The organism is Winogradskyella sp. (assembly GCF_028289625.1).
Lineage (GTDB): Bacteria > Bacteroidota > Bacteroidia > Flavobacteriales > Flavobacteriaceae > Winogradskyella.
In genome coordinates, this window is record NZ_JANQOM010000079.1 from 1 (window position 1) to 26,439 (window position 26,439).

General features: G+C 35.6%; 26 protein-coding genes and 1 riboswitch. Of the genes, 10 read left to right on the forward strand and 16 right to left on the reverse strand.

What is annotated here, in order from left to right:
• Together Q0992_RS14945 and Q0992_RS14950 are read right to left on the reverse strand one after the other, a co-directional pair.
• A partial coding sequence (locus Q0992_RS14945; protein WP_299526228.1) for a glycosyltransferase occupies nt 1–264 on the reverse strand: 264 nt, incomplete at its 3' end.
• Nucleotides 265–326: 62 nt separating this feature from the next.
• Nucleotides 327–839: a DUF4199 domain-containing protein gene (locus tag Q0992_RS14950; RefSeq protein ID WP_299526230.1), complete on the reverse strand. Its 513-nt coding sequence runs from the start codon at nt 837–839 to the stop codon at nt 327–329.
• A gap of 160 nt (nt 840–999) precedes the next feature.
• On the opposite strand from Q0992_RS14950, the gene Q0992_RS14955 reads away from it, so the two are divergent.
• From Q0992_RS14955 to Q0992_RS14965, 3 genes are all read left to right on the forward strand, one after another.
• Complete coding sequence (locus Q0992_RS14955; protein ID WP_299526233.1) at nt 1,000–1,251, forward strand: type B 50S ribosomal protein L31; 252 nt, start codon at nt 1,000–1,002, stop codon at nt 1,249–1,251.
• A gap of 78 nt (nt 1,252–1,329) precedes the next feature.
• Nucleotides 1,330–2,505 carry a GlmU family protein gene (locus tag Q0992_RS14960; protein WP_299526236.1) on the forward strand — a complete coding sequence of 392 codons (1,176 nt, stop codon included), beginning with the start codon at nt 1,330–1,332 and terminating at the stop codon, nt 2,503–2,505.
• A gap of 1 nt (nt 2,506) precedes the next feature.
• The gene (locus Q0992_RS14965) at nt 2,507–3,415 is read left to right on the forward strand and encodes a hypothetical protein (RefSeq protein WP_299526239.1); all 909 of its coding nucleotides are present in this window, start codon (nt 2,507–2,509) and stop codon (nt 3,413–3,415) included.
• Here Q0992_RS14965 and Q0992_RS14970 read toward each other — a convergent pair.
• A complete protein-coding gene (locus Q0992_RS14970) occupies nt 3,412–5,064 on the reverse strand; it encodes an ABC transporter substrate-binding protein (protein WP_299526242.1) in 1,653 nt (550 codons plus the stop codon). The two genes, Q0992_RS14965 and Q0992_RS14970, sit on opposite strands and share 4 nt — an antisense overlap.
• A 115-nt stretch (nt 5,065–5,179) precedes the next feature.
• Between Q0992_RS14970 and mtaB the strand changes: the two genes are divergently transcribed.
• Nucleotides 5,180–6,523, forward strand: coding sequence for a tRNA (N(6)-L-threonylcarbamoyladenosine(37)-C(2))-methylthiotransferase MtaB (gene mtaB / locus Q0992_RS14975; protein ID WP_299526245.1), 1,344 nt, complete (start codon nt 5,180–5,182; stop codon nt 6,521–6,523).
• Nucleotides 6,524–6,574: 51 nt separating this feature from the next.
• On the opposite strand, the gene Q0992_RS14980 is transcribed toward mtaB, so the two are convergent.
• Nucleotides 6,575–6,871 carry an N-acetyltransferase gene (locus Q0992_RS14980; RefSeq protein ID WP_299526248.1) on the reverse strand — a complete coding sequence of 99 codons (297 nt, stop codon included), beginning with the start codon at nt 6,869–6,871 and terminating at the stop codon, nt 6,575–6,577.
• A 183-nt stretch (nt 6,872–7,054) separates the two neighbouring features.
• Between Q0992_RS14980 and Q0992_RS14985 the strand changes: the two genes are divergently transcribed.
• Together Q0992_RS14985 and Q0992_RS14990 are read left to right on the forward strand one after the other, a co-directional pair.
• Nucleotides 7,055–7,717, forward strand: a complete 663-nt coding sequence (locus tag Q0992_RS14985) for an alpha/beta hydrolase (protein ID WP_299526251.1) — start codon at nt 7,055–7,057, stop codon at nt 7,715–7,717.
• A 48-nt stretch (nt 7,718–7,765) separates the two neighbouring features.
• Nucleotides 7,766–8,692 carry a lytic transglycosylase domain-containing protein gene (locus tag Q0992_RS14990; protein ID WP_299526254.1) on the forward strand — a complete coding sequence of 309 codons (927 nt, stop codon included), beginning with the start codon at nt 7,766–7,768 and terminating at the stop codon, nt 8,690–8,692.
• A gap of 214 nt (nt 8,693–8,906) precedes the next feature.
• Here Q0992_RS14990 and Q0992_RS14995 read toward each other — a convergent pair whose 3' ends face one another.
• On the reverse strand, nt 8,907–9,485 hold the full coding sequence (locus Q0992_RS14995; RefSeq protein WP_299526257.1) for a DUF2892 domain-containing protein: 579 nt from the start codon (nt 9,483–9,485) through the stop codon (nt 8,907–8,909).
• 158 nt (nt 9,486–9,643) lie between these two features.
• Between Q0992_RS14995 and rpmH the strand changes: the two genes are divergently transcribed.
• The 3 genes from rpmH (at nt 9,644) to Q0992_RS15010 (ending at nt 13,696) form a co-directional block, all read left to right on the forward strand.
• Nucleotides 9,644–9,805 (forward strand): 50S ribosomal protein L34, encoded by a 162-nt coding sequence (rpmH, locus tag Q0992_RS15000; RefSeq protein WP_138434274.1) that lies wholly within the window; start codon nt 9,644–9,646, stop codon nt 9,803–9,805.
• A gap of 98 nt (nt 9,806–9,903) precedes the next feature.
• Nucleotides 9,904–12,756: a carbamoyl-phosphate synthase large subunit gene (gene carB, locus Q0992_RS15005; protein ID WP_299526261.1), complete on the forward strand. Its 2,853-nt coding sequence runs from the start codon at nt 9,904–9,906 to the stop codon at nt 12,754–12,756.
• A gap of 73 nt (nt 12,757–12,829) precedes the next feature.
• The gene (locus Q0992_RS15010) at nt 12,830–13,696 is read left to right on the forward strand and encodes a T9SS type A sorting domain-containing protein (protein WP_299526263.1); all 867 of its coding nucleotides are present in this window, start codon (nt 12,830–12,832) and stop codon (nt 13,694–13,696) included.
• 48 nt (nt 13,697–13,744) lie between these two features.
• On the opposite strand, the gene Q0992_RS15015 is transcribed toward Q0992_RS15010, so the two are convergent.
• The 10 genes from Q0992_RS15015 to Q0992_RS15060 all read right to left on the reverse strand — a co-directional run bounded on the left by Q0992_RS15015 (nt 13,745) and on the right by Q0992_RS15060 (nt 24,770).
• Nucleotides 13,745–14,296 carry an acyl-CoA thioesterase gene (locus Q0992_RS15015; RefSeq protein WP_299526296.1) on the reverse strand — a complete coding sequence of 184 codons (552 nt, stop codon included), beginning with the start codon at nt 14,294–14,296 and terminating at the stop codon, nt 13,745–13,747.
• 36 nt (nt 14,297–14,332) lie between these two features.
• Nucleotides 14,333–15,628: a DNA recombination protein RmuC gene (gene rmuC / locus Q0992_RS15020; RefSeq protein ID WP_299526266.1), complete on the reverse strand. Its 1,296-nt coding sequence runs from the start codon at nt 15,626–15,628 to the stop codon at nt 14,333–14,335.
• Between the two features lie 51 nt (nt 15,629–15,679).
• On the reverse strand, nt 15,680–16,474 hold the full coding sequence (locus tag Q0992_RS15025) for an ABC transporter ATP-binding protein (RefSeq protein WP_299526269.1): 795 nt from the start codon (nt 16,472–16,474) through the stop codon (nt 15,680–15,682).
• Complete coding sequence (locus Q0992_RS15030) at nt 16,467–17,114, reverse strand: hypothetical protein (protein ID WP_299526273.1); 648 nt, start codon at nt 17,112–17,114, stop codon at nt 16,467–16,469. Before Q0992_RS15030 ends, Q0992_RS15025 begins: the two co-directional genes overlap by 8 nt.
• Nucleotides 17,115–17,127: 13 nt before the next feature.
• Entirely contained in the window at nt 17,128–18,114 is a 987-nt protein-coding gene (locus Q0992_RS15035) for an iron ABC transporter permease (RefSeq protein ID WP_299526276.1), read from the reverse strand.
• A 42-nt stretch (nt 18,115–18,156) separates the two neighbouring features.
• The gene (locus Q0992_RS15040) at nt 18,157–19,299 is read right to left on the reverse strand and encodes an ABC transporter substrate-binding protein (RefSeq protein ID WP_299526279.1); all 1,143 of its coding nucleotides are present in this window, start codon (nt 19,297–19,299) and stop codon (nt 18,157–18,159) included.
• Between the two features lie 255 nt (nt 19,300–19,554).
• Nucleotides 19,555–20,529 (reverse strand): T9SS type A sorting domain-containing protein, encoded by a 975-nt coding sequence (locus Q0992_RS15045; RefSeq protein ID WP_299526282.1) that lies wholly within the window; start codon nt 20,527–20,529, stop codon nt 19,555–19,557.
• Nucleotides 20,526–21,818: a YncE family protein gene (locus Q0992_RS15050; protein ID WP_299526285.1), complete on the reverse strand. Its 1,293-nt coding sequence runs from the start codon at nt 21,816–21,818 to the stop codon at nt 20,526–20,528. Before Q0992_RS15050 ends, Q0992_RS15045 begins: the two co-directional genes overlap by 4 nt.
• Before the next feature lie 21 nt (nt 21,819–21,839).
• A complete protein-coding gene (locus Q0992_RS15055; RefSeq protein WP_299526288.1) occupies nt 21,840–22,928 on the reverse strand; it encodes a DUF5074 domain-containing protein in 1,089 nt (362 codons plus the stop codon).
• 3 nt (nt 22,929–22,931) lie between these two features.
• A complete protein-coding gene (locus Q0992_RS15060; RefSeq protein WP_299526290.1) occupies nt 22,932–24,770 on the reverse strand; it encodes a TonB-dependent siderophore receptor in 1,839 nt (612 codons plus the stop codon).
• A 35-nt stretch (nt 24,771–24,805) separates the two neighbouring features.
• Nucleotides 24,806–25,031, reverse strand: a riboswitch (cobalamin riboswitch).
• Nucleotides 25,032–25,161: 130 nt separating this feature from the next.
• On the opposite strand from Q0992_RS15060, the gene Q0992_RS15065 reads away from it, so the two are divergent.
• Entirely contained in the window at nt 25,162–25,728 is a 567-nt protein-coding gene (locus Q0992_RS15065) for a PAS domain-containing protein (protein WP_299526292.1), read from the forward strand.
• Between the two features lie 155 nt (nt 25,729–25,883).
• On the opposite strand, the gene Q0992_RS15070 is transcribed toward Q0992_RS15065, so the two are convergent.
• A partial coding sequence (locus tag Q0992_RS15070; RefSeq protein WP_299526295.1) for a S41 family peptidase occupies nt 25,884–26,439 on the reverse strand: 556 nt, incomplete at its 5' end.

Here is a 26,439-nt window from a genome sequence, read left to right on the forward strand (position 1 = left end):
CACAACATCTCCTTGGGCTTGTGCAAAACCAGCATGTAAGGCTTGGGATTTGCCAAAATTCTTTAAAAAACGAATACCTTTAACGTTGAGGTTATTTTGGCTAAGTCGAGTAATGACATCCCAAGAACCATCGGTACTGCCATCATCAATAAAAAGAATTTCATATGAAAATGAATTGGATTGCATCACAGATACAATCCAATCGTATAATTCTATTAAGGATTCTTCTTCATTAAGTAGTGGTATAACTACTGATAGGTTCATATGTAGTGCTGTCTAAATGTTTCTTAGACATCAAAAATAAAGAAATTATTTAAGGCGGTTTATTATTTCGTTTTCATTACTAATCCTCCTATCAACGAATAGATGAGACCAAAAATCAGGCTCATAGCTGTCCAGCCTAGTGACGCTGCTGAAGGACTAGAAAACATTTCAGCCCATTTTATACTTTGTTCTACTTGTTCTTCAGTCATATTAGGGTTCTCTAGCATTTTTTCCCTAACGACTTCCATGGATTGAGCAGTGAATTCAGGGTCAATAGCATAGTTAAAAACAAAGATCCAGACTACATAAACCAGTGCGCTTATAATAGCTATTGCCAATCCAACTTTTAATCCGTCCCCAAGACTCAAAGTATTGGCATTTGTCTTTTTAAACTGACTAATACCATAAATGATAATGATTGGAAATAAGACATAGTAGATGAATACGGGCCATTGTACCCCTTCTAATGCCATCCCTGTAACATACATTGTTACGGATATAGCTAACATTATTACGCCAAGAATGATTCCATAATTCAGTGCAAACTTACCAGCGGTTGGTTTTTGATGTTCCATAATTTTTGATGGGTTTTAGTTAATTGACTAGTTAGTACCCAAAGATAAGGATTTGTTACAGCAAACAATGAAAATAAAAAGTATTAAAAACATTGTGGATTTATAAAAAATATTTAAATTTGCACCTCGAAAAAATCGAAACTATTTAAAGCATTTAGTGATGAAAGCAGAAATACATCCAAAAAATTATAGAGTTGTAGCATTCAAAGACATGTCTAACGATGATGTCTTTTTAGCTAAGTCTACAGCAGATACCAATGAGACTATTGATGTAGATGGTGTTGAATATCCATTAGTTAAATTGGAAATTTCCAGAACTTCTCATCCGTATTACACTGGTAAATCTAAGTTGGTAGATACTGCTGGTCGAATCGATAAATTCAAAAACAAATACGCAAAGTTTAAAAAATAAGCTAAAGCATTTAGATATTTTAAAAAGCCTTTCTTTACTAGAAAGGCTTTTTTTATTTTTACACAAATGTATTAGCAAATGAACTACATACTTTTTGACGGTCCTTATCGCGACAATCTTTTACCATTTACATATACGCGACCTGTTGCAGATATTAGAGTTGGTATTTTAACGATTCGCCAAAAATGGGAATCGTATTTAGAATATACCACAACTACAGTTACCGAAGATTATTTATCCGATAAATTCCCTATGGTGGAAATGGAAGACAACATTATGATTAATGCGTCTTTTCTTCCCAATGCTGAAGTTGTTGAATTTGTTAAAAACTTGAAGCATAATCAGGCTTTATTTAAAGGCGAGGACGTTATTGCTTTTTTTGCAAGGGAAGGTGAGGAAGTCAAGGATTTTTCAAAATTTGAAGCTATAGAGTTTCAGAGAAATATTTTAAAGATAGAGCACACTTGGGATATTTTTTCTAAAAATGGAGAAGCCATTGAAGACGACTTTAATTTAATCACTAAAGGCAGAAAGTCGCAACCGATTCCAACTACTATTAATACCATCAACCCAGAGAACATTTTTATAGAAAAAGGTGCTAAGCTCAATTTTGTGACGCTCAATGCAAGTTCGGGTCACATTTATATTGGGCGAGATGCTGAGATTATGGAAGGATCTGTAGTAAGAGGGCCATTGGCACTTTGTAATAATGCAACATTAAAATTAGCGACTAAGATTTATGGGCCAACGACGGTTGGGCCTTACAGCAAAGTAGGAGGAGAAGTTAATAATTCAGTATTGTTTGGATATTCTAACAAAGGACATGATGGCTTCCTAGGAAATTCTGTTTTAGGAGAATGGTGTAATCTAGGTGCCGACACCAATAATAGTAATTTAAAAAACAATTACGCCGAGGTAAGACTTTGGGACTATAAAACAGGTGGATTTGCAAAAACTGGACTTCAGTTTTGCGGTCTTATGATGGGAGATCATAGTAAATGTGGTATTAATACCATGTTTAATACTGGTACGGTTGTTGGTGTAAGTGCTAATATCTTTGGAAGTGGCTTTCCTCGTAATTTTGTACCAAGCTTTTCTTGGGGTGGAAGTAAAGGCTTCGTAACCTATAAAACCAATAAAGCTTTTGAAGTTGCCAAGGTAGTGATGGCAAGACGTAAGGAAGAGTTTACGGAAAAAGATGAAGCTATTTTAGAACATGTTTTTGAAATAACTAAATCCTATAGAAGAGAATAATATGATGTTAAAGACCAAATTTACATTACTGCTTGTGTTAACTTTTACCTTTTGCTTTTCCCAAAGTGAAGATGTAGACGTAAAAAAGCTAAAAATTAACAATGAACTCGACCATTTTGCCACGCGTGTGGTTGGTGATAAATTGTTTTTTAGCTATAACCTTACCACAAAACGCGGAAGGGCCATTAAAGATAAATTTGATGGGTTTATTTATACGATGTACGAAGCTCCAGTAAGTGAGGATGGTGAAATTAATAATGCCGAACCCATAAAGAAAACAGAGTTAGGACGATTCAATATGTCAGCTGCAACCTTTTCTAAAGATGGGAAGTACATGTATTTTACGACCAATCAACTTGGCAAGGGTACCAATAAACTAAAAGGCATTGAGACTTACAACTTACAGATTAGACGTGCAGAATATATTGAAGGTAAAGGATGGACTAATTTTGAAACTTTACCATTTTGTCAACCCGATTATAATTATGCGCATCCAGCCTTAAGTCCAGATGGTAATACCCTTTATTTCATTGCAGATGTTAAAGATACCAAAGGCAAGTCCGATTTGTATAAGGTGTCTGTAATCAATCATAAGACTTACGGAGAAGTCACCAGTTTAGGGGAAACTATTAACTCATCGCGTACCGAGATTTTCCCATTTGTAAGCACAGACAATAAGTTATATTTCTCATCAAATCGTAGAGGAGGCAAAGGAGGCATAGATATTTATGTTTACGATTTAAATTCAAATGATAGCGAGCAAGTACCAGTATCTCTTGAAAAACCTATTAATAGCAGAGGTGATGATTTCTCATTTTTCTTAAATGATGATTTAACTACGGGTTATCTATCCTCAAGACGACTTAAAGGAGAAGGAGGTGATGATCTGTATTATTTCGAGAAGTTCTAATTTTTCTTCACGGCTTTTAGTTCCAATAAATTAGTGGCATTAATCCCAAGACCTCTAACCTCTTTTCTGCTAAAACGTACCACTTCATCATAAAATAAAGGGACTATTGGTGCCGAAGCCATCACTAAAGAATCCATTTTGGTGTAGAGTTGTGCTCTCTCAGTAGGATTAGTTTCTAGATAAGATGCTTCGTATAATTGGTCAAATTCATCGTTAGTGTAATGCGTATAATTAGGGCCATTTGGTGCAAAATTTTTACTATAATAGAGCGATAGATAATTTTCTGCATCCGGATAGTCTGCTACCCAACTGGCTCTAAAAAAATCCAATTGACCATTGGCTTTGGCATCTTTTAGGCTAGAGGCAGGAATTACATCCACATCCACTTGCAAACCGATTTTTTGAAGCTCACGTTGAATAAATTCACAAAAACTAAGGTAATTGCTCGTAGTGGTTAGAGTCACTTCCGGATTGGTTATTCCAGTTTCAGATTTAAATTCATTTATCAATTGTTTTGCTTTTTCGGGTTGATAGGTAAACCCAATAGCATTATCAAAACCTGGTAAACCTTTTGGAATGAAACCACCAGTAGCAGGAATGCCAATGCCATTTCTAAGGTAAGTCATCATTTTGGCTCTATCGAAGCCAAGGTTTATAGCTTTTCTGAGTTTTAAAGCTTGCAAGGCTTCTACATCAGTTTTCATAAAAAAGGCTAAGTATTCTGTATTAAGGTAAGGCCCACGAATCATATTTACATCATCTTTGTAAAGCTCACGCAGATGACCTTCAGAAGTTAATACTTCATCCTTATAAGAGGCATCCAAGCCCGAAACAAAATCAATATTACCTTGGGCAAACTGCAAAAATTCACTTTGCTTATCTGGTAAAAATGTAATGGCAATAGCTTCTAAGTAAGGTAATGCATTACCATTTTCATCAGCTTCAAAATAATGGTTGTTTCGTCTAAAGACTAGTTTAATGTTTTCTTCCCAACGCTTAAATTTAAATGGCCCGGTACCAATAGGATGCGATCTAAAATCGCTGCCGTAATGCTCAACAATTTCTTTAGGTACGACCGAACAATATTTCATGGTCAAAAGGCCTAAAAAAGCAGGAAAGGGTTGTTTTAATTTAATTTTAAATGTTGAATCGTTAACAGCGAAAAAACGGTCGACTTTATTCAAAACCCAACTGCCAGGAGAGGCTACGGATTTATCCTTTAATCTGTTGAAACTATATTCAAAATCCGAGGCGTTTACAGCTCTTGTTGAATCTCGTTTGCTGAGCCTTTCGTCTTCGCTCAAGACAGGCTTTGCCGAAGTATCGAAAAGATGGTGTTTGTGAAAAAATACGTCATTTCTTAATCTAAACGTATAAGTGGTTGCACTATCGCTTACAGTCCAGCTTTTAGCAATGCATGGTTCAACATTAAGCTGATCATCCATTTGTACCAGACCGTTAAATAACTGATGTGTTGCCCAAATATCAGCTATGTCCTTTGAAAAAGCAGGATCTAAAGAACCTATATTTTTGTGCTCATTGTATCGAAATACCAAATGGTCTTTACTTGAGTTATCTTTTGCAGCACAAGAACATATTGTAATACAAATAATTAGGTATTTGAATAAGAGCCCAGTGGGTTTTTGCATGTAACTTATATGTTGTAAATTTGCAGCCACAAAAATTTTAAGATATTTTTCGTTAAAAATTTAGCGTTAAAGGTAAATTTAAAAAGATCCTGAAACAAGTTCAGGGTGACAAAAGATGGAAACAAAAAAAGTCGCATTTTACACCTTAGGTTGTAAGCTCAATTTCTCTGAAACTTCTACAATAGCAAGAAGTTTTAGTAATGAGGGATTTGACCGTGTAGACTTTAAGGAGAAGGCGGACATCTACGTTATAAATACCTGTTCTGTTACCGAGAATGCGGATAAACGCTTCAAGACCATTGTAAAACAAGCTCAAAAAGTTAATCCAGAAGCCTTTGTCGCAGCCATTGGCTGTTATGCACAATTAAAGCCTCGGGAACTGGCTGATGTTGAGGGTGTGGATTTGGTTTTAGGTGCCACTGAGAAATTCAACGTTACGTATTATATAAACGAACTAATAAATAATCCTGAGCGCGGTCGAAGGGTCGGTGAAGTTCATAGTTGTGAAATTGAAGATGCAGATTTCTATGTTGGGAGCTACTCTATTGGTGATAGAACAAGAGCATTTTTAAAAGTTCAGGATGGTTGCGATTATAAATGTACCTATTGTACGATTCCTTTAGCAAGAGGTATTTCACGTAGTGATACTATGCAAAATGTCCTTAAAAATGCCAAGGAAATCTCTGAGCAAGGGATTAAGGAAATTGTGCTGACTGGTGTTAATATAGGGGATTATGGAAAAGGGGAATTCGGTAACAAAAAGCACGAGCATACTTTTTTAGACTTAGTTACTGAACTCGATAAAGTAGAAGGCATAGAACGTTTAAGGATATCATCCATTGAACCCAATTTACTTAAGAATGAAACGATTGACTTGGTTTCAAAATCTAGAGCATTTGTGCCTCATTTTCATGTGCCTCTACAAAGTGGAAGTAACGCTATTCTAAAAAAAATGAAACGTCGTTACATGCGAGAATTATACATTGATCGCGTTTCAAAAATAAAGGAAGTGATGCCTCATGCCTGCATTGGTGTGGACGTAATTGTTGGATTCCCTGGTGAGACTGACGAACATTTCCTTGATACTTACAATTTTTTAAATGCATTAGACATCTCGTATTTACATGTGTTTACGTATTCCGAACGTGATAATACTGAAGCGGCTTCTATGGATGGAATAGTGCCTAAAAATGTTAGAGCAAAGCGAAGTAAGATGCTAAGAGGCTTATCAGCAAAAAAGCGTAGAGCATTTTACGAAAAACAGCTTCATACGGAGCGCACTGTTTTATTTGAAGGCGAAAACAAAGAAGGTTATATTCATGGGTTTACAGAAAACTATGTGAAGGTTAAAACACCTTGGAATCCTGAATTAGTAAATACGCTTCACAAAGTTCATTTGACTAAGATTGATGATGACGGATTGGTAAGGTTCGATTTTGTTGAAAGTTTAGTAATATAAAAAAACCCAAAACTTAAAGTTTTGGGTTTTTTCCTTTATTTCTTTTTCAAATTATATGCGAATACCAACAGGTAGCATGCGCTTATATTTTCTATTACTTCTTACAAATTTTGCGATTTCTGGACTTGTAGGAACCACACAGATATTACGCTCCTTAATATCGTCAAATACCATTGCCAAAAATTCCTTTTCAAATTCTACAGTTTTAATTGCTTCTGGAATTACTAACTTTGTTAAGAATATCTTTCGTTCTTGGAGGGAATATTCTATAACGGCCATCTCATTTTCAACCTTTAATTCATATTGACGCAGAAAGTCATTATCAATCAATTCAGCAGTTTCAGTCATAATTTTCTTTGTTTTTAAGTTAGCGGTTGGCAAGTAGATACTATATTTTATATAGTTTTGCAGTGCAAAGGTACAAAAAATCAGCTTAAGTTTTAAGATAAGGTTGTTAAAAGGTTAAATAATAACTAATTATGTATTTGATTACAGCGAAAAATAGTTAATTTAAAATCAAAAGTTTCTAGGATGACCTCAAATTTAACCCACGTATATTTAATGCCAGGAATGGCTGCAAATCCTACAATTTTTGAGCATATAAAATTACCTGAAGACCACTATAAAATTCACTGGTTGGAATGGCAAATTCCTGAAAAGGATGAAACTTTAGAAGCCTATGCTAAGCGCATGTGCGATTTTATTACATATGAAAATAGTGTACTGTTAGGAGTTTCGTTTGGTGGTATGTTAGTGCAAGAGATGAGCAAGTTTCTAAACTTGAAGAAACTGTTCGTTGTATCTAGTGTAAAATCCCATCATGAATTGCCCAAGCGATTAAAATTGCTCAAATATACCAAAGCCTACAAGATTATACCTACCCAATTGGTTAGTAACATAGACCTACTGGCCAAGTACGCACTTGGGGAAACTATTAAGAAACGTGTTGACCTTTACAAAAAATACCTCTCGGTTAGTGATAAAGTCTATTTGGATTGGGCTATAAAACAGGTGGTTTGTTGGGAACAAGAAGAGCCTCACCCTGAGGCTATTTATATTCATGGAGATAAAGACATTGTTTTTCCGCATTCATGCCAAGGAGATTGTATCGTTATTAAAGGAGGCACACATATTATGATAATCAACAAGTTTAAGTGGTTTAACGAAAATCTACCGAAACTTATTGAAGCTTAGGTTTGTGTAATTCAATAGTTTTTTTACATTGTACAAAAAAATAATGCCATGCAAATCTTAAAAAATATACTAGCAGGAATAGGATTAGTCTGTATTTCGGGTCTTTTTATCTTCTCAATGCAAAAAGCACCTTCAGATGAAACCATCGGAAAGGAAAGCCCTATTGTTAACAATTATAATGTCTATGCTTTAGAGATGCCTGAAGGTTTAAATTTTGCTGGTGAACCAGTTCCTTTAGAAGATCCTGATGTTTACGAACGCATGGATAGAGAGCTTTTGGTTAATACCTATTGGCAATCTAATGGCTTATTACTGTTTAAGCGTTCTCAAAAATACTTTCCTATAATTGAACCACTACTTGAAAAGTATGACCTGCCAGATGATTTTAAATTTTTGGCTTTAGCAGAAAGTGGTTTTATTGATGAGACTTCGAGTGCAGGTGCAGCAGGAATGTGGCACTTTATGCGAGATACGGGAAAAGAATATGGCTTAGAAATAAATAAAAACGTTGATGAACGTTATCATATAGAAAAATCTACCAAAGTAGCTGCAGAATATTTAAAAAAGGCCAGAGAACGTTTTGGAACCTGGACTCTAGCTGCAGCCTCATATAACGCTGGAATTTATGGTGTAGCTAAGCGGCTTAAAGCACAACAGGTGGATAGTTATTATGATGCATTATTACCTGATGAGACTGAGAGATATGTATTTAGAATTTTGGCTTTAAAAGAAATTCTCAATAACCCTTCTAAATATGGTTTTAACTTTAATAAAAGCGATTTATACAATCATATTCCAACATATACCGTCGATGTAGATACTGCAGTTACCGATTTTTCTCAGTTCGCAAAACAGTTTGGTATCAACTACAAAATCCTTAAAATCCATAACCCTTGGTTACGGGAAGGACATCTCAATAACAAGTCGCGCAAGCTATACCAAATTGAAATTCCTAAGGAGGGGTATTATAAGTAGCCGCTAAGTGTATCTGCTCACTTGTTCTTCTGATAATAAATAGGAATTAGTTTTTTAATAGTAAGCGGTTGGTTAATGATAAAGCTTATTAGTCTTTTCTTGAAATTGACATTAAATTTCTAGTTTCACTAATCACTAATCACTAATCACTAATCACTAATCACTAATCACTAATCACTAATCACTAATCACTAATCACTAATCACTAATCACGCTATCGTCTACTTCTTCTATGTTGTCTTGCAGAAGTTGGTTGCCCATAATGTTGCTTTGGAATAGAAGCTTTCTTCATCTGCTGCTTCATCATTTTTATTTGCTCAGCAAGCATATCGCGCTTATCAAGCTTTTCGGCTTCTGATAATAATTTTTGAGCTTCTTGTTTACGACGTTTAGAAAATGCTATTCCTGCTAAATTGAGTTTGGCCATGGCTAAATCATGATCCATCGATAAACCTAAACTTATTGCTTTTTTGAAGTATTTTTCAGCTTCGTTCATATTGGTTTGTGATACCATGATCCCATTGAGATAATTCAAATAGCCTTGTTGTTTTTTGACTAATGCCGATTCAGGATGTTTTATTTTATTCAGCCATTTTTTTGCTCCTTCAAAATCTTGCTTTCGCAATCTTAAAAATGCTAAAAGAATTATTTCATTCTTAAAATAGAGGAAAATGAAAATGGTTGATAGCAAAATATACATAATGCCATTACCAATGTAGCCCTCGGTAAATTGATAAATGCCAAAGGCAATAATTAACGCGGCTAAAATGAGTTTTATATTTTTGTTGAACATTGTTCTGGATTATTTTAAAGGAGGGCAAAGTTAATAAAATTCTACCAAAATTATTTTATTTACAGGCTTGCCAGAGTAAAAACTTGTTGTATATTTGCACGCAGTTTTGAAATAGCATCAAAGCATTAGAAAGAAAATAAGACTTAAATAGATAAGACATGCCAAAAAGAACGTTTCAACCGTCTAAAAGAAAGAGAAGAAACAAGCACGGTTTCAGAGAAAGAATGGCTTCTGTTAACGGAAGAAAAGTTTTAGCACGAAGAAGAGCTAAAGGAAGAAAGAAATTGTCTGTATCTTCAGAATTAAGACATAAAAAATAATGATTAACAATTGTTAATATTTTAAAGGTGTTACTTAGGTGTAACACCTTTTTTTATACCCTACTGATATTTATTTTTGCAAACCAAAAGACAATCTCATGCCAAAAAACAAAAACATTAAATCCATTTTACTTATCGGTTCTGGTCCAATTATTATCGGTCAGGCTTGTGAATTCGATTACTCAGGTTCTCAAGCATTGCGCTCTCTTAGAGAAGATGGTATAGAAACGATTCTTATCAATTCTAACCCAGCGACCATAATGACAGACCCAACCATGGCTGATCATGTGTATCTATTACCGCTTAATACAAAGTCTATTATCAAAATTTTAAAGGAGCATCCGCAAATTGATGCAGTTTTACCAACAATGGGTGGACAAACAGCTTTAAACCTTTGTATCGAAGCTGATGAAAAAGGGATTTGGGACGATTTTAATGTAGATATTATTGGTGTTAATATTGATGCCATTAACATAACGGAAGACAGAGAACAGTTTAGGGATTTGATGACAAAGATAGGTGTGGGCATGGCACCTCAAGAAACGGCGACCTCTTTCTTAAAAGGCAAAGAAATTGCTCAGGAATTTGGATTCCCGCTATGTATTAGAGCATCCTTCACTTTGGGTGGTGCGGGAGCTTCTATTGTATACGATGAATCCGAATTTGATAAGGCACTCACTAGAGGTCTAGAAATTTCGCCTATCCACGAAGTGATGATCGACAAGGCGATGATGGGTTGGAAGGAGTATGAGCTAGAGTTATTGCGCGACAGAAATGACAATGTTGTTATCATTTGTACCATAGAAAACATGGATCCGATGGGAATTCATACTGGTGATTCCATAACCGTGGCACCAGCCATGACCTTATCAGACAAGACCTTCCAGAAAATGCGAGACATGGCCATCCATATGATGCGAAGCATTGGTGATTTTGCTGGTGGATGTAATGTACAGTTTGCGGTAAGTCCAGATGAGGAAGAAGAAATTATTGCCATAGAAATTAACCCTAGGGTTTCACGTTCTTCGGCATTAGCAAGTAAAGCCACAGGGTATCCAATTGCCAAAATTGCGGCTAAATTGGCCTTAGGTTATACCCTTGATGAATTAAGCAATCAAATTACCAAATCCACTTCGGCACTGTTTGAGCCAACATTAGACTATGTTATTGTTAAGATTCCACGTTGGAACTTCGATAAGTTTGAAGGTTCTGATAGAACTTTGGGTCTACAAATGAAGGCAGTAGGAGAGGTTATGGGTATTGGACGTTCATTTCAGGAAGCATTGCACAAAGCGACGCAATCGCTAGAAATTAAGCGAAACGGTTTAGGTGCAGATGGCAAGGGTTATAAAGACTATGACACCATCATTAATAAGCTGAGGTATGCAAGTTGGGACCGTGTATTTGTGATTTATGATGCCATACAAATGGGAATTCCTCTAAGTCGTATTCATGAGATTACAAAGATTGATATGTGGTACCTAAAACAATATGAAGAGCTGTTCCAGCTCGAAAAGGAAATTTCTACCTATACTATAGACTCAATTCATAGGGAACTACTGTTAGAAGCCAAACAAAAAGGTTATGGTGATCGTCAAATAGCACATATGTTACAATGCTTAGAAAGTGAAGTCCATAACAAACGTAGAGAGCTTAAAATTAACCGTGTTTATAAATTGGTAGATACTTGTGCTGCTGAATTTAAAGCACAGACACCATATTACTACTCGACCTTTGAAAGTGAGGTGGAGACTGCAGACGGAACGGTTTCAGTTGCTAATGAAAGTGTTGTAACAGATAGGAAGAAAATCATTGTTTTAGGTTCTGGTCCTAATCGTATTGGTCAAGGTATTGAATTTGATTATTGCTGTGTTCATGGTGTATTGGCTGCTGCGGAATGTGGCTACGAAACGATTATGATCAACTGTAACCCAGAAACAGTTTCTACAGATTTTGACATTGCAGATAAGTTATATTTTGAACCTGTTTTCTGGGAACACATCTACGATATTATTCAACATGAACAACCAGAAGGTGTCATCGTACAGCTCGGTGGGCAGACAGCTTTAAAACTTGCTGAGAAGTTAGAGCGTTATGGTGTGAAGATTATGGGAACCAATTTCGAATCTTTGGACTTGGCTGAAGACCGTGGCAACTTTTCAACCTTGTTAAAAGATAATAATATTCCTTATCCAGAATTTGATACTGCAGAGACTGCGGATGAAGCCTTAGCTATTGCCGATCGTTTGCATTTTCCAATATTGGTAAGGCCGTCTTATGTACTTGGAGGTCAAGGCATGAAGATTGTGATTAACAAGCAAGAGTTAGAAGAGCATGTGGTTGACCTGTTAAGAAAGATACCAAATAACAAGTTACTCTTAGACCATTATTTGGATGGAGCCATTGAAGCCGAAGCCGATGCAATATGTGATGGCGAGAATGTTTACATTATTGGTATTATGGAGCATATTGAGCCTTGTGGCATACATTCTGGCGATAGTAATGCAACGCTACCTCCATTTAATTTAGGCGAATTTGTAATGCAACAGATCAAAGACCATACAAAGAAGATTGCATTGGCTCTTAATACTGTTGGTTTAATTAATATTCAATTTGCTATTAAAGATGATACCGTTTATATTATTGAAGCCAATCCGAGAGCGTCGCGTACGGTTCCATTTATTGCAAAGGCTTACAAAGAACCTTATGTCAACTATGCCACGAAAATAATGCTAGGAAAAAACAAGGTCACTGATTTTGATTTTAAACCGAGATTAGACGGTTACGCCATTAAACAACCTGTATTTTCATTTAACAAATTCCCTAATGTGAACAAGAAATTAGGGCCAGAAATGAAGAGTACAGGCGAGAGTATTCTTTTTATTGATAGTCTTAAAGAAGATGAGTTCTACGACTTATATTCTCGACGTAAGATGTATTTAAGTAAGTAAAATCTTATTTGTTTTCGATGAACGGTAGAGGCGTTTCATTAATAATTATTAACTTAGCACAAAATCTATATGTATGAAAAGAACTTTACCTATTTTTTCTTTACTGTTTTCATTATCAATTCTTAGTGCTCAAGTGACACTAAATCAAGTTGATGATTTTGAGGATAGTACAGAGCAAGGTTGGTTTGAGGCAGGTGCATCAGGAGCACCAGCAGAGAATGTATCTACTGATGGCCCAAATGGGGCTGACGATAGTTATTTAAGAGACTACACCACACAAAATACAACTGGTGCTGGTTCAAGATTGATTATAAGAAATACTACACAATGGACAGGTAATTTTATCTCCGAAGGTGTAGGGTCAATTATTGTTGATGTGAGGGCATTGAATGTTGATATAACGATACGAGCTTCGATTACAGGCCCAGGTGGAAACTTTTCCTCACCCGGATTTATTGTAACTGCAGGTAGTGGTTGGACACAAGTAACATTGCCTATTACTTCGTCAGATTTGTTGTCTGCACCTGCAGCTAATGATAATAGTGCAGCTGGTACAGATGTAAATGCCACTTTAGCTGGCGTTACTGAACTTAGACTATTAAGTAATGCCAATCCTTCGTGGATTGGGGAAGTTACGGATGCCGAAATGCACTTAGATAATATAACGGCAAGTGCACCTTTAAGTATATCGGATTTTCAACTTCAGAATACTGAATTTACAATTTCACCCAATCCGGCAAAAGATAAATTAAATATTGTTTTGTCTTCAAATGATGAGATGAAACTCGAAGTATTTGATGTTTTAGGTAAGCGTGTGTATCATGCATCGATTTCGCAATTATCATCCTCTATAGATGTAACTAATTGGAGAAGCGGAGTCTACTTGGTTAAAGTTTCTAGTGACCAAGGAACACAAACAAAAAGATTTATAAAACAGTAGATAAATTCAATCATAAAACAAGGCAATCTAATTTTAGATTGCTTTTTTTTATTCTTGATTTTCGGGTAATTCTATTTTTACGCGATAACCTTCGAGTTCTTTTAGGTAATTCTGTAACGAAAAGCTTGTGCTGTCAAACTCAGCTTGTCGTTGTCGTTTTGTCTTTATACGCGTTAAGGCTTTAAGGAATCGCTTAACTTCAACTTTATCGTTTAAAATAAGACCGGGCACTTCTGTGGGATGGCTATTTTCATCCTTTGCAACCATGGTAAAATACGACGAATTACAATGCTTAATTTCTCCGGTTTGTATGTGTTCAGATTCTACCCTTATACCAATGACCATTGATGTTTTACCAACATAGTTGACCGATGCTTTCATTGTCACCAATTCACCAACCTCAATCGGATTTATAAAATCTACAGTGTCTACAGAGGCCGTAACACAATAGGCACCAGAATGTTTAGAAGCACATGCAAAAGCAATCTGATCCATAAGATTTAAAACATAACCACCATGAATTTTGCCGCTAAAGTTAGAATGTGAAGGCAACATGAGTTGAGATATCTGAATTCTTGAAGCGTCAACAGTTTTGTACATATTATGGGTTTCATTATAAATCTTCAGTGGCACGTTTTATAATAGTCTCGGGAAGGGATTTTTAGCCTTAGCACCCATTTTTTTGATATTCTCCACTCGCGAAATTAAGTTCCCTTTCCCTTCAACTAGCTTATTCATGGCTGCTGAGTAATCACTCTTTGCAGCGTCAATTTTTTTACCTACTCCAGTAAGGTCAGAGACTAAACCTTCAAACTTATCATAAAGCGCACCAGCCTGTCTAGCAATTTCTATGGCATTTTGTTGCTGTTTTTCGTTGTTCCACATAGTGTCTACGGTACGCAATGTGGCTAAAAGGGTCGCAGGAGTTACAATAACAATATTCTGTTCAAATGCCTTGTTATAGAGCGTATTATCTTCATTAATGGCTACTGCAAAGGCTGGCTCTATAGGCACAAACATTAATACAAAATCTGGCGATTCAATATCGTATAAATCTTGATAGTTTCTTTCAGACAATTGATCGACGTGTTTTTTTATTGAATTAACATGTGACTTTAAGAATACTTCACGCTGATCTCCATCAGCATTGACCATGCGTTCATAATCGGTAAGGGATACTTTAGAGTCAATAATCATCTTTTTGGAATCCGGAAGATGCAATACCACATCTGGCATGGCACGAGACCCATCCTCGAGTTGAAAACTTTGTTGCACAAAATATTCTCGATCTTTTTCTAATCCGGATTTTTCCAAAACACGTTCCAAAACCAATTCCCCCCAATTCCCTTGGGTTTTACTATCGCCTTTTAAGGCCTTAGTTAAATTAGTCGCTTCTTTAGCCATCTGCTGATTAAGGTCTTTTAAACCTAATAATTGTTCTTTCAAAGCCGAATGCATACTGATACTTTCCTTTTGAGTATCTTCAACTTTCTTTTCAAAGGTTTTTATCTTTTCCTCAAGCGGATTGAGGATGTTTTTGATGTTCTCTTTATTTTGAAGCGTGAACTTTTGGGATTTTTCGTCTAAAATTTTTGAAGCCATCAGTTCAAAATCCTTTCTAAGCTGTTCTTGCTGTTTAGCTAATTCCTCATCACGTTTAAGATTCTGGTCCTGAAGATTCTCATACTCTGTGTTTTTTCTAGATAACTCAGCATTTAAAAACTCTTTCTCACGCCGAATCTCTTCACGCTCACTTTCAATTTTGGAAATAGTTTGCTTAAGCTCATTAATAGTTAAACCCAATTGGTTTTGACGCTCCTCTAAAGTACTTTGTTCACTTTTGGTTTTGAGTTTTGTAAAAAGCATACCCAAATAGGCACCAATTCCCGCAGAAACTATAATAGCAAGTATAAGGATGATATTGTCGTTCATTAAATAAATTGTAAGACTCAAAGATACCTTTTTTAAAAGTAGAAATAAAGCTTATTTATTAACACGAAAACTTCCAGAAGTAGTATCAAACACAATCAAATCTGATGGGAATAAGGATGCAAAGACTCCTTCAGAAATTAGGTTGCAAGGCTCATCAAAGATCACCTTATCGCTTTGCATCACAATCATTGTATCGCATAATTGGATGGCCAAATCAATTTCGTGAGACGAAAACAATATGGTTTTTCCTGTCTCTTTGGTCAACTTTTGAAGCAACTTTAAGATATAGGCCTTATGATACATATCGAGGTGCGTGGTGGGCTCATCTAATACAATAATGTCAGTATCTTGAGCTAAGGCACGTGCTAACATCACTTTCTGCAATTGGCCATCACTAAGTTCATAACATCGTTTGGTTTTTAAGTCTTCTATATTGACGAGTTTGAGTGCGTTATTTACGATTGCAATGTCACTCTCGGTTAAACTACCAATCCAATTGGTATAAGGATGTCTGCCAAGAGCCACCAACTCATAAACCAGTAGGTTTTTAGAACTGATGGGTTCAGTCAAAACTATACTTAGTTGCTTAGCAAGTTCTAAACTCGTAGTTGATTTTAAATCTTTGCCATTTAAAATAGTGGAGCCTGATAAAGCGGGTTGCACTTTAATCAATGTTCTTAAAAGTGTGGATTTTCCGATACCATTAGCGCCAACTAAGCCGATAAGCTGTCCTTTTTCTAACTCAAAATTGATGTTAGAGGCCACAACACTTTCGGCTTTTTTAGCTTTGTAGCCAATGGAAAGCTCTGATGCTTTTAATATGATATTATTGTGATCTTTACTCAAAATCTAATTTTGCCTTTTCTTTAAATTCTTCAAACCTTTTTTTGCGTTTCTGATCTCTTTCGGAGGCATCTATTGCGGTAAGATAGTAAATGGCGAGAATTAATTGATTATGGAAATCGTCATAATCAAAAGTATCTCGGTTATAATGAAAATAGGAATCTAAATGCAGCGCATTATAATCACCAGTTCGTTCAATTCGCTCATAACAGCTTTGGGCAAAGGCGTTACTTTCACTGAGTTCATTTAGAAATGAATAATATTTTCCGTTGGTTTTTCCGTCCATATATGTTTCATCGGGAAAAGGTGGTCCTGATGTAACACCAACTTCCCAGATTTCATCAAAGGTCGATTTTGAGATTGAATTATAGAGTTCTAGCTGCTTTTTGAACAGCAATTCATCATTATTCGAAAACTGACCCTTAAATACGAGCCTATGCTTAAATGATAAAAAAGCTTCCTTAAAATTCTTTTGATCACTCTTCAAAAATTTGGTGATAAAAAAATTGTTGATTTTGTTTAAATCTTCAATTTCAACTGTAGTAAAATGTTTCTCTAACTCTGATGAGCTGAAGTTCTTACTGCATCCAAACAGTATAAGAATAAAAAGACCAATTAAAAAACTTCTAGCTCCTAACTTCATACGTCTAAATTCTTTAAAACATCATTTTTCGTTGTCTGACCAATAACCAAATCACTACAGGAGCACCAACTATAGCTGTTATAGCATTGATTGGTAAGGTATAATCGCTTCCTGGCAATTGCGCAATACTATCGCAAATGAGCATAACTATAGCACCATATAAGAATACGGCTGGAAGTAAAACCTTATGGTTGGACGTTTTAAAAATTTGCCGTGTTAAATGCGGAATGGCTAAGCCAATAAAGGCTATAGGACCAGCAAAAGCTGTTATGGTGCCAGCAATCAAGCTTGTTGATAATATGATGATTACGCGGCTCTGTTTTAAGTTTAACCCTAAGCTTTTTGCATAGTTTTCACCAAGTAGGAGACTATTTAATCCTTTGATTGAAACAACACTTAGGAGGATACCAACAAGATAAATTCCGAAGAAAATCAACAATTCTTGCCATGATAAATTGCTAAGGCTTCCAAATCCCCAAAAAATATACTGTTGTAGTTGTTCTGCTGAACTAAAATAAGAGAGGACACTAACCACAGCGGCAGTAATACTGCCAAACATTAAACCAATGATGAGGATGGCCATCGTATCTCTTACCTGATTAGAAACGGCTAAAACTGCCAATAATACCAAAAAACTACCCAAACTTGCTGCTATGACAATACTCCATTTCGAAATCAAGGCTGTAGCCAAAAACCCTCCAAATAGACCAGAGCCTAAAATCACTAAAGCCACACCTAAACTAGCTCCAGAAGTTATGCCTAAAACAAATGGTCCTGCCAACGGATTTCTAAAAAGGGTTTGCATGAGTAAACCAGAAATACCTAAACCAGAGCCCACTAAAACAGCTGTTATCGCTTTAGGCAAGCGATAGTCTGTTATAATAACCTCCCAAGTGTTATTGTCGATGCTTCCAAAAAGGCTTCCGAAAATGCTTTTGAAAGGTATGTGTACCGAACCCAAACTAACATTGACAAAAAAGCACACAACGAGTATTGCCATAAGCAAAACAAACTGAAAATGATATGCTTTTTGATGATTCAATTAATCCAGCGGTTTAAAGAAGTAAGGAGCATAATCTTTCAAAAGTTCAGGATGGCACACTTTTATGATGTCTTTTAGCACCAAATCCGGTCTCGCTGTACCTAGCTCATAGTAGAGTACTCCACCTGTTTCACCAGTTGTACTAGAAAATGTATAAACAGACTTATTGTTGAAAGCATTAAAATTGGTGTATAACGAACTTGCATTTTCAAGTTGATTAAAACTTGTGTAGTAAGATGGACTCAACCATATATCGGCATCTTTGGCTTTATCTAATACCGCTTCAAAACTTAAGGCCAAACTGCCATTTCCTGTGGTTTCGCTCCATAAGTAATTGACATTGGCATCTTTTAAAAATTGTGCTTCTGGACTAGATCCATTTGGTAAATACCATACGTCTTTATGCATGGCTCCACTTAAAATTGTAGGCTGCGTTTTGGCTTGTTTTGCAATAGCTTTAGCCGCTAGATAATCTTTTTCGATTTGGTTAAAGATAGAATCCGCTTCCTTTTCTTTATTGAAAAGCACCCCAAAAAATTTTAGCCATTCTGCCTTTGCCAATGCAGAGGACTCCACCCAATCACCATTATAGACTACCGGAATTCCTGCTTTTTTAATGGTTTCAAAAGTTTTATTGACTCCATCAACACCAAAACCTACGACTAAATCTGGATTCAGTTCGAGTAGAACTTCTGTATTTATACCTTCATTTTTTCCTAATTCTCTTATGTCACCAGCATCAATACGTTTTCTTGTTTTTTCTGAGGAAATGTAATTCGTACCAGGAAAGCCAACTAAAGTTTGCTCAGCACCTAGCAGTTCTAGGGCGGGAATATGTGTTGTTGAGGTGACCACTATTTTTTTTATATCGTTTGTAATGATACCATCGTATGTATCTTTTGGAAACGTCATTTTAGACAATTCTTTGCTAGAAGCTATAAGATATGTAAAGTTTTTAGTAGCCTCAGGCCAAGCTTTATTAATCTCAAGTACTTTGTAGGCTTTAAAATCTTGAAATTTGAACCCATCGGCATACTTTAATTCTAAAGATTCACCAGTTGTATTATCAACAACTGTTTTGGCGGATTCATTTTTACAAGAAACAAAAGCAATTAAGAATAGAAGGAAAACGGATGGTTTCATTTTTTTAGATGCATTATAAGCTCAAAAGTAAGATTATTTAAAGTTTTACCTAAATTGTTTACTTTGATACTTTGTTTATGAAGTTGGTATTATCTTCAATATTACAGGTATCCTATGAAGGCGATATCGTAAAGAAAAGTTAGGAAACCTACCAATTTCATATGATGAATTGTCTTGTCTGGTCAACATTAAAACAAGACTTTATGTTTGTTTTAATCTCACAACCTTGTAATTTTAGACCTAGGCTTTTTTTGTTTACTTTTTAATGAATTTTAAATCTTTCTTAATCTCTTCGGTTATTACCCTAAACACATAAAGACCGTTTTGGAGAGAAAATACCTCTACAGGTCTGTTATTATCAGAGACTCCAGATAGCATTTCACGTCCTTGAATATCGAATATTTTGTAATTTACCGATTGATCGGTTTTAACAAATAGTTGTTCGGCAACAGGATTAGGATATATTGAAACTTGAATTTTTTCAAATTCTGAGACGCTAAGCATTCCTTGATTAATAACTCCAACAGCATCTAAGTCGAAACCACCAGTCCAGAAAGGTGTACTAAACGGATCGTTAATAGCGTTGCCAAAACTATCATAACTTGCGTATTCTGGTGCAATACTACCTACTACATCTACTATTTTTACATGCGTTATAGCGTTTTTATCTAACAGTGGGTCATCATCCAATGCAGAAATGTCAAATGGCGTACCAAATAGGGCACGATACTTGCCTGCTAGGTTATTAAGAAATGTAGGGTCTAAATCCCCAAAACCATCTACCTGTGTACTTGTCTGGGTTTCACTATGTGAAGGAAACCTAAAGTAATTAGTGCCGTCTGAACTTACTTCTACGAAAGCCAATTCTAAAAACGTATCACTAAAGCTATTTTCAAACACAGCAAAATCAAATCCTGGACCATCTCCAATTGGTGTGCTAAATGTAAGGACAGCCACGCCAGCATCTCCAAGGCTTACAGGTGAATTAGTGGCTGGTCCTAATGCATCCTCTGGCTGACCAAAGGATGCAAAGTTACTGCCCATATGTACTGTAGTGGGATTTGAAATATCTACTAAACCTCGCTCAACAGTTATACCAGTTGCCCAGGCAACAAACAAAGGACTATCTGTAGCTATAGCGGTAGAGCCAGATTCTCCTGCTGCCGGCGGATAGCTTTGTGCCTGAATACTGAACACAGTTAGAAATAGCGAGAAAGCTACTGTTTTCATTTTACCATTAATTTTTGTGTGGTGGTTTTCCCGTTGATTTCGAGTTGAACAATATACATTCCTGTGTTTAACCCTTCCAATGAGATATTTTGACCTACGAATTTGGTTTGTCTTACCAATCGTCCAGAAACATCTATAATTGAAACGTTGACGTATTCCCGAGTATTTAGTTTAAAATTGTTAGATGCTGGATTAGGATACAAAGTAATTGAGTTCTGAGATACATCATTAATACCCAAAGTATTTTCTCCTGCGTCATAAAAAGCATTAGGAAGTAAACCTACTGTGTACTGTGTACTAAAACTTCCGTTGTCCTCGTAAACGAAAACTGTACCATTACTAACAAAATCCAAAGCGTCACCTAAATACAATTGATTTCCAATTTTGTTAAAGCTGTAAGGCGTAGAAACACTTTGAGCAGCAGTATCTATAAATGGTACCGTTGGAAGTGAACTAGCCGTTAAATCCATTTTATAAATATCAGAATTTAAAGTGTAGAATAAATCGGTTGTGTCTAAACCTAAAAAGGCAGGATGTTCTAAACCTGGAAAGGTAAATTCTATAATGTTCGTATAGTTATTTAAATCAATGATAAAGAGTGACCCAGCAGTTTCATTTCCTGTAAAACTCGGGTTGCCACTACATAATACGTAAAGGTTGTTGTCGTCTACCTTAAGTGCAGAAGGAACATCACCAACCGTAATACTCTGAATAGAATTGTCTGTGGTATCGATTACTGATATCGTATTTCCTTGACCAAACCCACCTTGGTGAGCTATAAAAAGGTTTCCGTTTTTTTCTACAATTTCTTCTGGACCTTCAACTACAGGAATGGTACCTGTAACCGTATTGGTTGCAAGGTCAATGACGGCAATGTAATCATCTGTAGTTACTACGCCGTCTCCCCAATTGGTTACATAGCCATTACCATTTGCAAAAGCTATGTTACGAGGGTTCGACATTTGATTTGTAATAGTCGTAACTACCTGAAAAGTAGTTCGGTTTACGACACGAACGGCATTGGTCCCGTTAAGAACAATGTAGGCGAAGTTACCATTAAAACCCATGCTTTGAGCCGTGTTACCTAATGCCATACTGCTGTTCTGAGTACTGTATACGTCGTTAGTTAGCATTCCAGATTCATTAAGATGTGATACTGAAGCCGTGTCAGAGCCAAACAGTCCCTCATTTAGTATTAGAACTCCTTCAGAGAAGTCTTGAGAGAATACAGCTGTACTTAAAAGAAGTACAGTGATAAATGCTATTGATTTTTTGTAAAGGTGTTTCATAAACGAAATAATTAAATGGTTTTATAGATTATTGAAATAAAATGAATTTGGAATAATGGCTACATTAAATTGGTTTTGTAATACACCATCTAAACTGTAAATAAAGACTTCGCCATTAGAAATATAATCTTTTGCATCTGCTACGTATATGTTCCCATTATGGACATTAAAGCCATAGAGAATTTCCAAACCATTATCAGAAGCTTCAAACAAAGGTGCTGATGGTAGCTGGAAATTTGAAATTTTTATATTAAACATAGCGTTTTCAACCGTGTAGTAAAGTGTGTTGTTAATGTATTCTAAAGAATTGGGGTGTATACCTTCAGGAAACATAAGCGAAGATTCCACAGTAGCATCCGCAGTATCTATCTTAAAAATTCCTCCGATAGTCTCGTCTTGAGTAAAGGGTAACTTTCCCGTACAGGTAACATATAATGAACCATTAGTAATGACCAATCCGTCTGGGACATCGGCTACAGGTATACTTTCAATAACATTTTGAGCCTCCAAATCAATTACAGAAATGGTGTTCCCATAGCCAAAACCACCTTTATGAGCCACATAGAGCTTACCATTATTTATAAGTAATCTTTCAGGGCCTTCAACTACCGAAATAGTACTTTCTACCAAATTAGTCTCTAAATTTAGTACAGCAATATAATCGTCATTGATATTGTTGGGATCACCCCAGTTAGAGATGTATCCATTATTACCGCTAAAGACAATATATCTGGGATTTACTAACATATCGGTAACGGTAGCTATTCGGTCAAAGGTATTTCGATTTACCACTTCTACAGTAGCACTATTGTTAACTACGATATAAGCATTATCACCATTAAAGCCCATACTTTGTGCTGTATCTCCCAAATTAGCACTGTTAACATTTGAAAATATGTTTCCAAAAACCTGGTCGCTTTCATCTAAAAAAGATACGGAAGCATTTACGGAACCAAAATTGCCTTCATTTAAAATAAAAACCCCATTACTATAATCGCCTGAAAGTGGTGGTGGGTCAATAGGTGTTTCGCGGTCCTCACTCGTACATGAAATAAACGAGAACACTATGGCGAGAAATGAAACTGAATGTCTGAATGAAAAATGCTTCATAGTTTAAAAAATGAGGTTGACGTAAGTATTAAAATTTCTTCCAGGCATGGGTCGGTTTAAGACGCTCTCATAAGCTTCGTTCCATAGGTTCAATACTTGGAATCCTACTTTGTAACTAATGCTTGTGCCAAAGGTATAATCAACACCTAAATTTGCCACTATGTAGCTATCTAAGATATTATTGGTAGCATTATCTGTTGTAGTGAAAACCTCCCCATTGTTTATATATTGGTAATAGGCTGAGAGTTTTTTATAGGCGTATCCTACTGATGTTGTGAATTTATGGAACGGTACATAAATAAGCTGTCGTCCTGTTTCTTGGTTTTCTGAAACCGTATAGGCATAGGTGGCATTGGCAGTAAATTTATGATCATTGATGTTTTTTTCGGCATTCAAAAGACATTCCAAACCATAAATCTCTACTTTATTAGTGTTTTCTGGTCTAAAGATACCGTCAGTTCCTGGAACATAACGTAATAAATCAGTAACTGAATTGTAATATCCTGTTATTGCAAAAGAGGCATTTTTTATTGAGAAATTATGGCTTATTTCCCCTTGATATGATGTTTCTGGTTTAAGGTTAGGGTCTCCCAATCCTGTCCAGTACAAATCATTATAAGTAGGTATCCTAAAATTCTTAGATGTGTTTAATTTAAGCTGATAGAAAGAAGTTGGACGGTAACTTATGCCTGCCGAATAAAGCAGAGGATTACCGAATTGTTCATTGGTCTCCTGTCGTAATGTAACTTCATATAAAAAAGCATCTGAAACAAAATGCTTAATACCTACATTTACAGCCGTAAGATTTCGTGTTTCGGATTGTATGTTAGATCCTCTTCCATTGTTATGAATGTAATGAGTACCCGCCGTTAGTAATACTTTATTTGAAGGTTTGTAATCCAAATTGTATTTTACAATAAAGCTATTTACCCTTCCGAATGTGAAAAAATCATTGTCAATATTTGCGAAAAAATTATATTCTTCAGTTATACTAGCTAATTTAAGATTGGAAGATACATATTTGCCAATGATACTTTCCCATTCCACAAGAGCACGAGTGTTGAAATCGGTATATTTTGTCCTTAAAGCATTAGGGGTAGGTACAGAAAAATTTCTTCTGCCATCATAAACATTGGCATAAATATTAATAGTATTTTTTTTATTCAATTTATAACCTGAAGCAAAACTAAAATTACTATTGTAGTATTGCCCATTTTCATTTATGATATCTGTTTCCGGAAAAGGATAATCGTTATCAGAACCGTTTCGAGAAAGTCCAATCATAATACTGAATTCCTTATTGGCATATTCTGTACGGTAATCCATGCCATAGGTGTTAAACTCACCGTAGTTAGCAAAAAGCTCATTGTTGAAACCTGTGTCATAGTGAAGTTCGTTTACCAAATTAATGGTGCCACCAACTGCACCACTGCCAGTAGAGACGCTCGAACCTCCAGCCCTAACTTCTATTTTGTTAAAACCTCTTGTATTAATGGTGTTAAAATCAGTTTGACCTGTAGTTTGGGAATTGATATTGATACCGTTCCATAGCACTGCGGTTTGAGAGGCTGTTGTACCTCGAAAGGATGGTGAGGATACCATTCCAAGACCATTTTCTTTGAAATAAATAGGACTGTTAAAATTAAGTAGATTGGTAAGTGAAGCTTGGTTTTGTCTTAATACACTATCACTTAATACAACGGTATTGGTTGTATAGATAGAATCGCGAATTTTAATATGCTTAAGTTGTACCTCTTTAAGAACGGTGATACTATCTTTTTGAGCATAAATTTCGTAACTAGACAACACGCCTATAAATAATATGCAGACGATTTGTTTCATAAACACAAGGCTTTTTACCCGAAAGCCGTCGTTTTAAAGATTAATAAATAATTGGCAGGTCTCCTGACTTACGTCTTGTAATAATCCTTCCCATTCTGATTTCTCGGAACAGTGGACTCTGTTTAAATGTTATTACAAGCATCCCAGATATATATTAGGGACTAAGCTTACAGTTGCGGGAACAGCTTTGGACTTTCACCAAATTCCCTTTTAATCGTTACCTAATCGATTAGGCAGCAAACCAAATTATACTACAAATATAGGAAAATGAAGCTTTAAATTTAGATAAAGGCCAATTCTATATTACAATTCGTAGTGCTAAATACATTCATTAGGATATTTCAGTTACATTTTATTATTTTTGGGTCATAAAGAAGAATAATTGAAAATTATGGCGAGTAATATTAACAATATGAGTTGTCTGGATATTTATACCTTCAACAACAAAAACTTACTGCTTAAAAAATTTCAAAAAGACATTGAAACAGCAAAATTTAAGGTGATGCCTTTAATGAGTTGGGATATTTTTATGACGGATTACCATGGTAGAATTGCACAAACTCTAAAGAGGATAGAATTAGATCAGGTGCTCACATTTGCACGAAAATTCAAATGGAAAAACGATCTCGTAAAAGCCTTTGAAGATAATGATTATGAAGCTTTGGTCATTACTGATAAAAACCAAAACATTATTTGGGTTAACAATGGCTTTACGGAAATGACGGGATATTCTAAAACCTTTGCCATACATAAAACGCCGAGGTTTCTACAGGGTGAAAAAACATCAAAAAAGACCAAAAACACCATAAGACAAAATATAGCTAAGGACAAACCCTTTAAAGAAATAATTTTTAACTATAAGAAAGATGGAACGCCTTATAAATGCGAGGTTCGTATTATTCCGCTGTACAATGATCAAACAACACATTATATAGCGTTTGAAAAACAGGTTGTCTAAGCTTCTAGACTTAGTTTAAAGAGCTATGGGATTTAAGCGTTTTATTTATCCCAATTAGTAAAGCCGCTTTTTAGCGGCTTTACTATTAATCGGTCTATATTGTCCGTACTTACAACTATTAGATTGTAAATTTTTTTAGGGGGTAGCAATTTTTATTATTTTTCTATGTACATTTCCTGCTCCAAAGGATGTATTTGTCCGTCTTCTTCAATTAAATGGAAATTAATAGTTCCGTTTTGGTTGTTAAAAGACCTTCCAGCACCCAGTATGTCTTCAATTGCTTCAGCTAATAAAGGTTCTTCAGGATTTCCCAACGTACCCAAATTATATCTTACTTCCGTTAATAAAATGTCTGGTGCAAGACCATCAGGCGGCACTAATTCATCATTCGCATTTGTAGAATTGGCTATTAAGGGTTGCATTGCGTAAGTGTGATTCGGATTAACGTTTTCGAATGCTAATGTAGGCGAATCATAAATAGTAATAGAAGCTTGGGTTTTACCAACAGTATTTTCTCCAATGACTATAACGTTATCATTTAAATAAGCCTTTAAGCTATTAATGACCAATTCACTAGCTGAAGCTGTTCTTCGGTTAGTTGTGAGCACATAAACTTTAGATAGGTTAAGACTATTTATAGCACCTACACCTTCAATAGAATTAGTAAAAAGGAAGTTGGTATTATTATCTTGAAGATTTTCATTGTAAAAG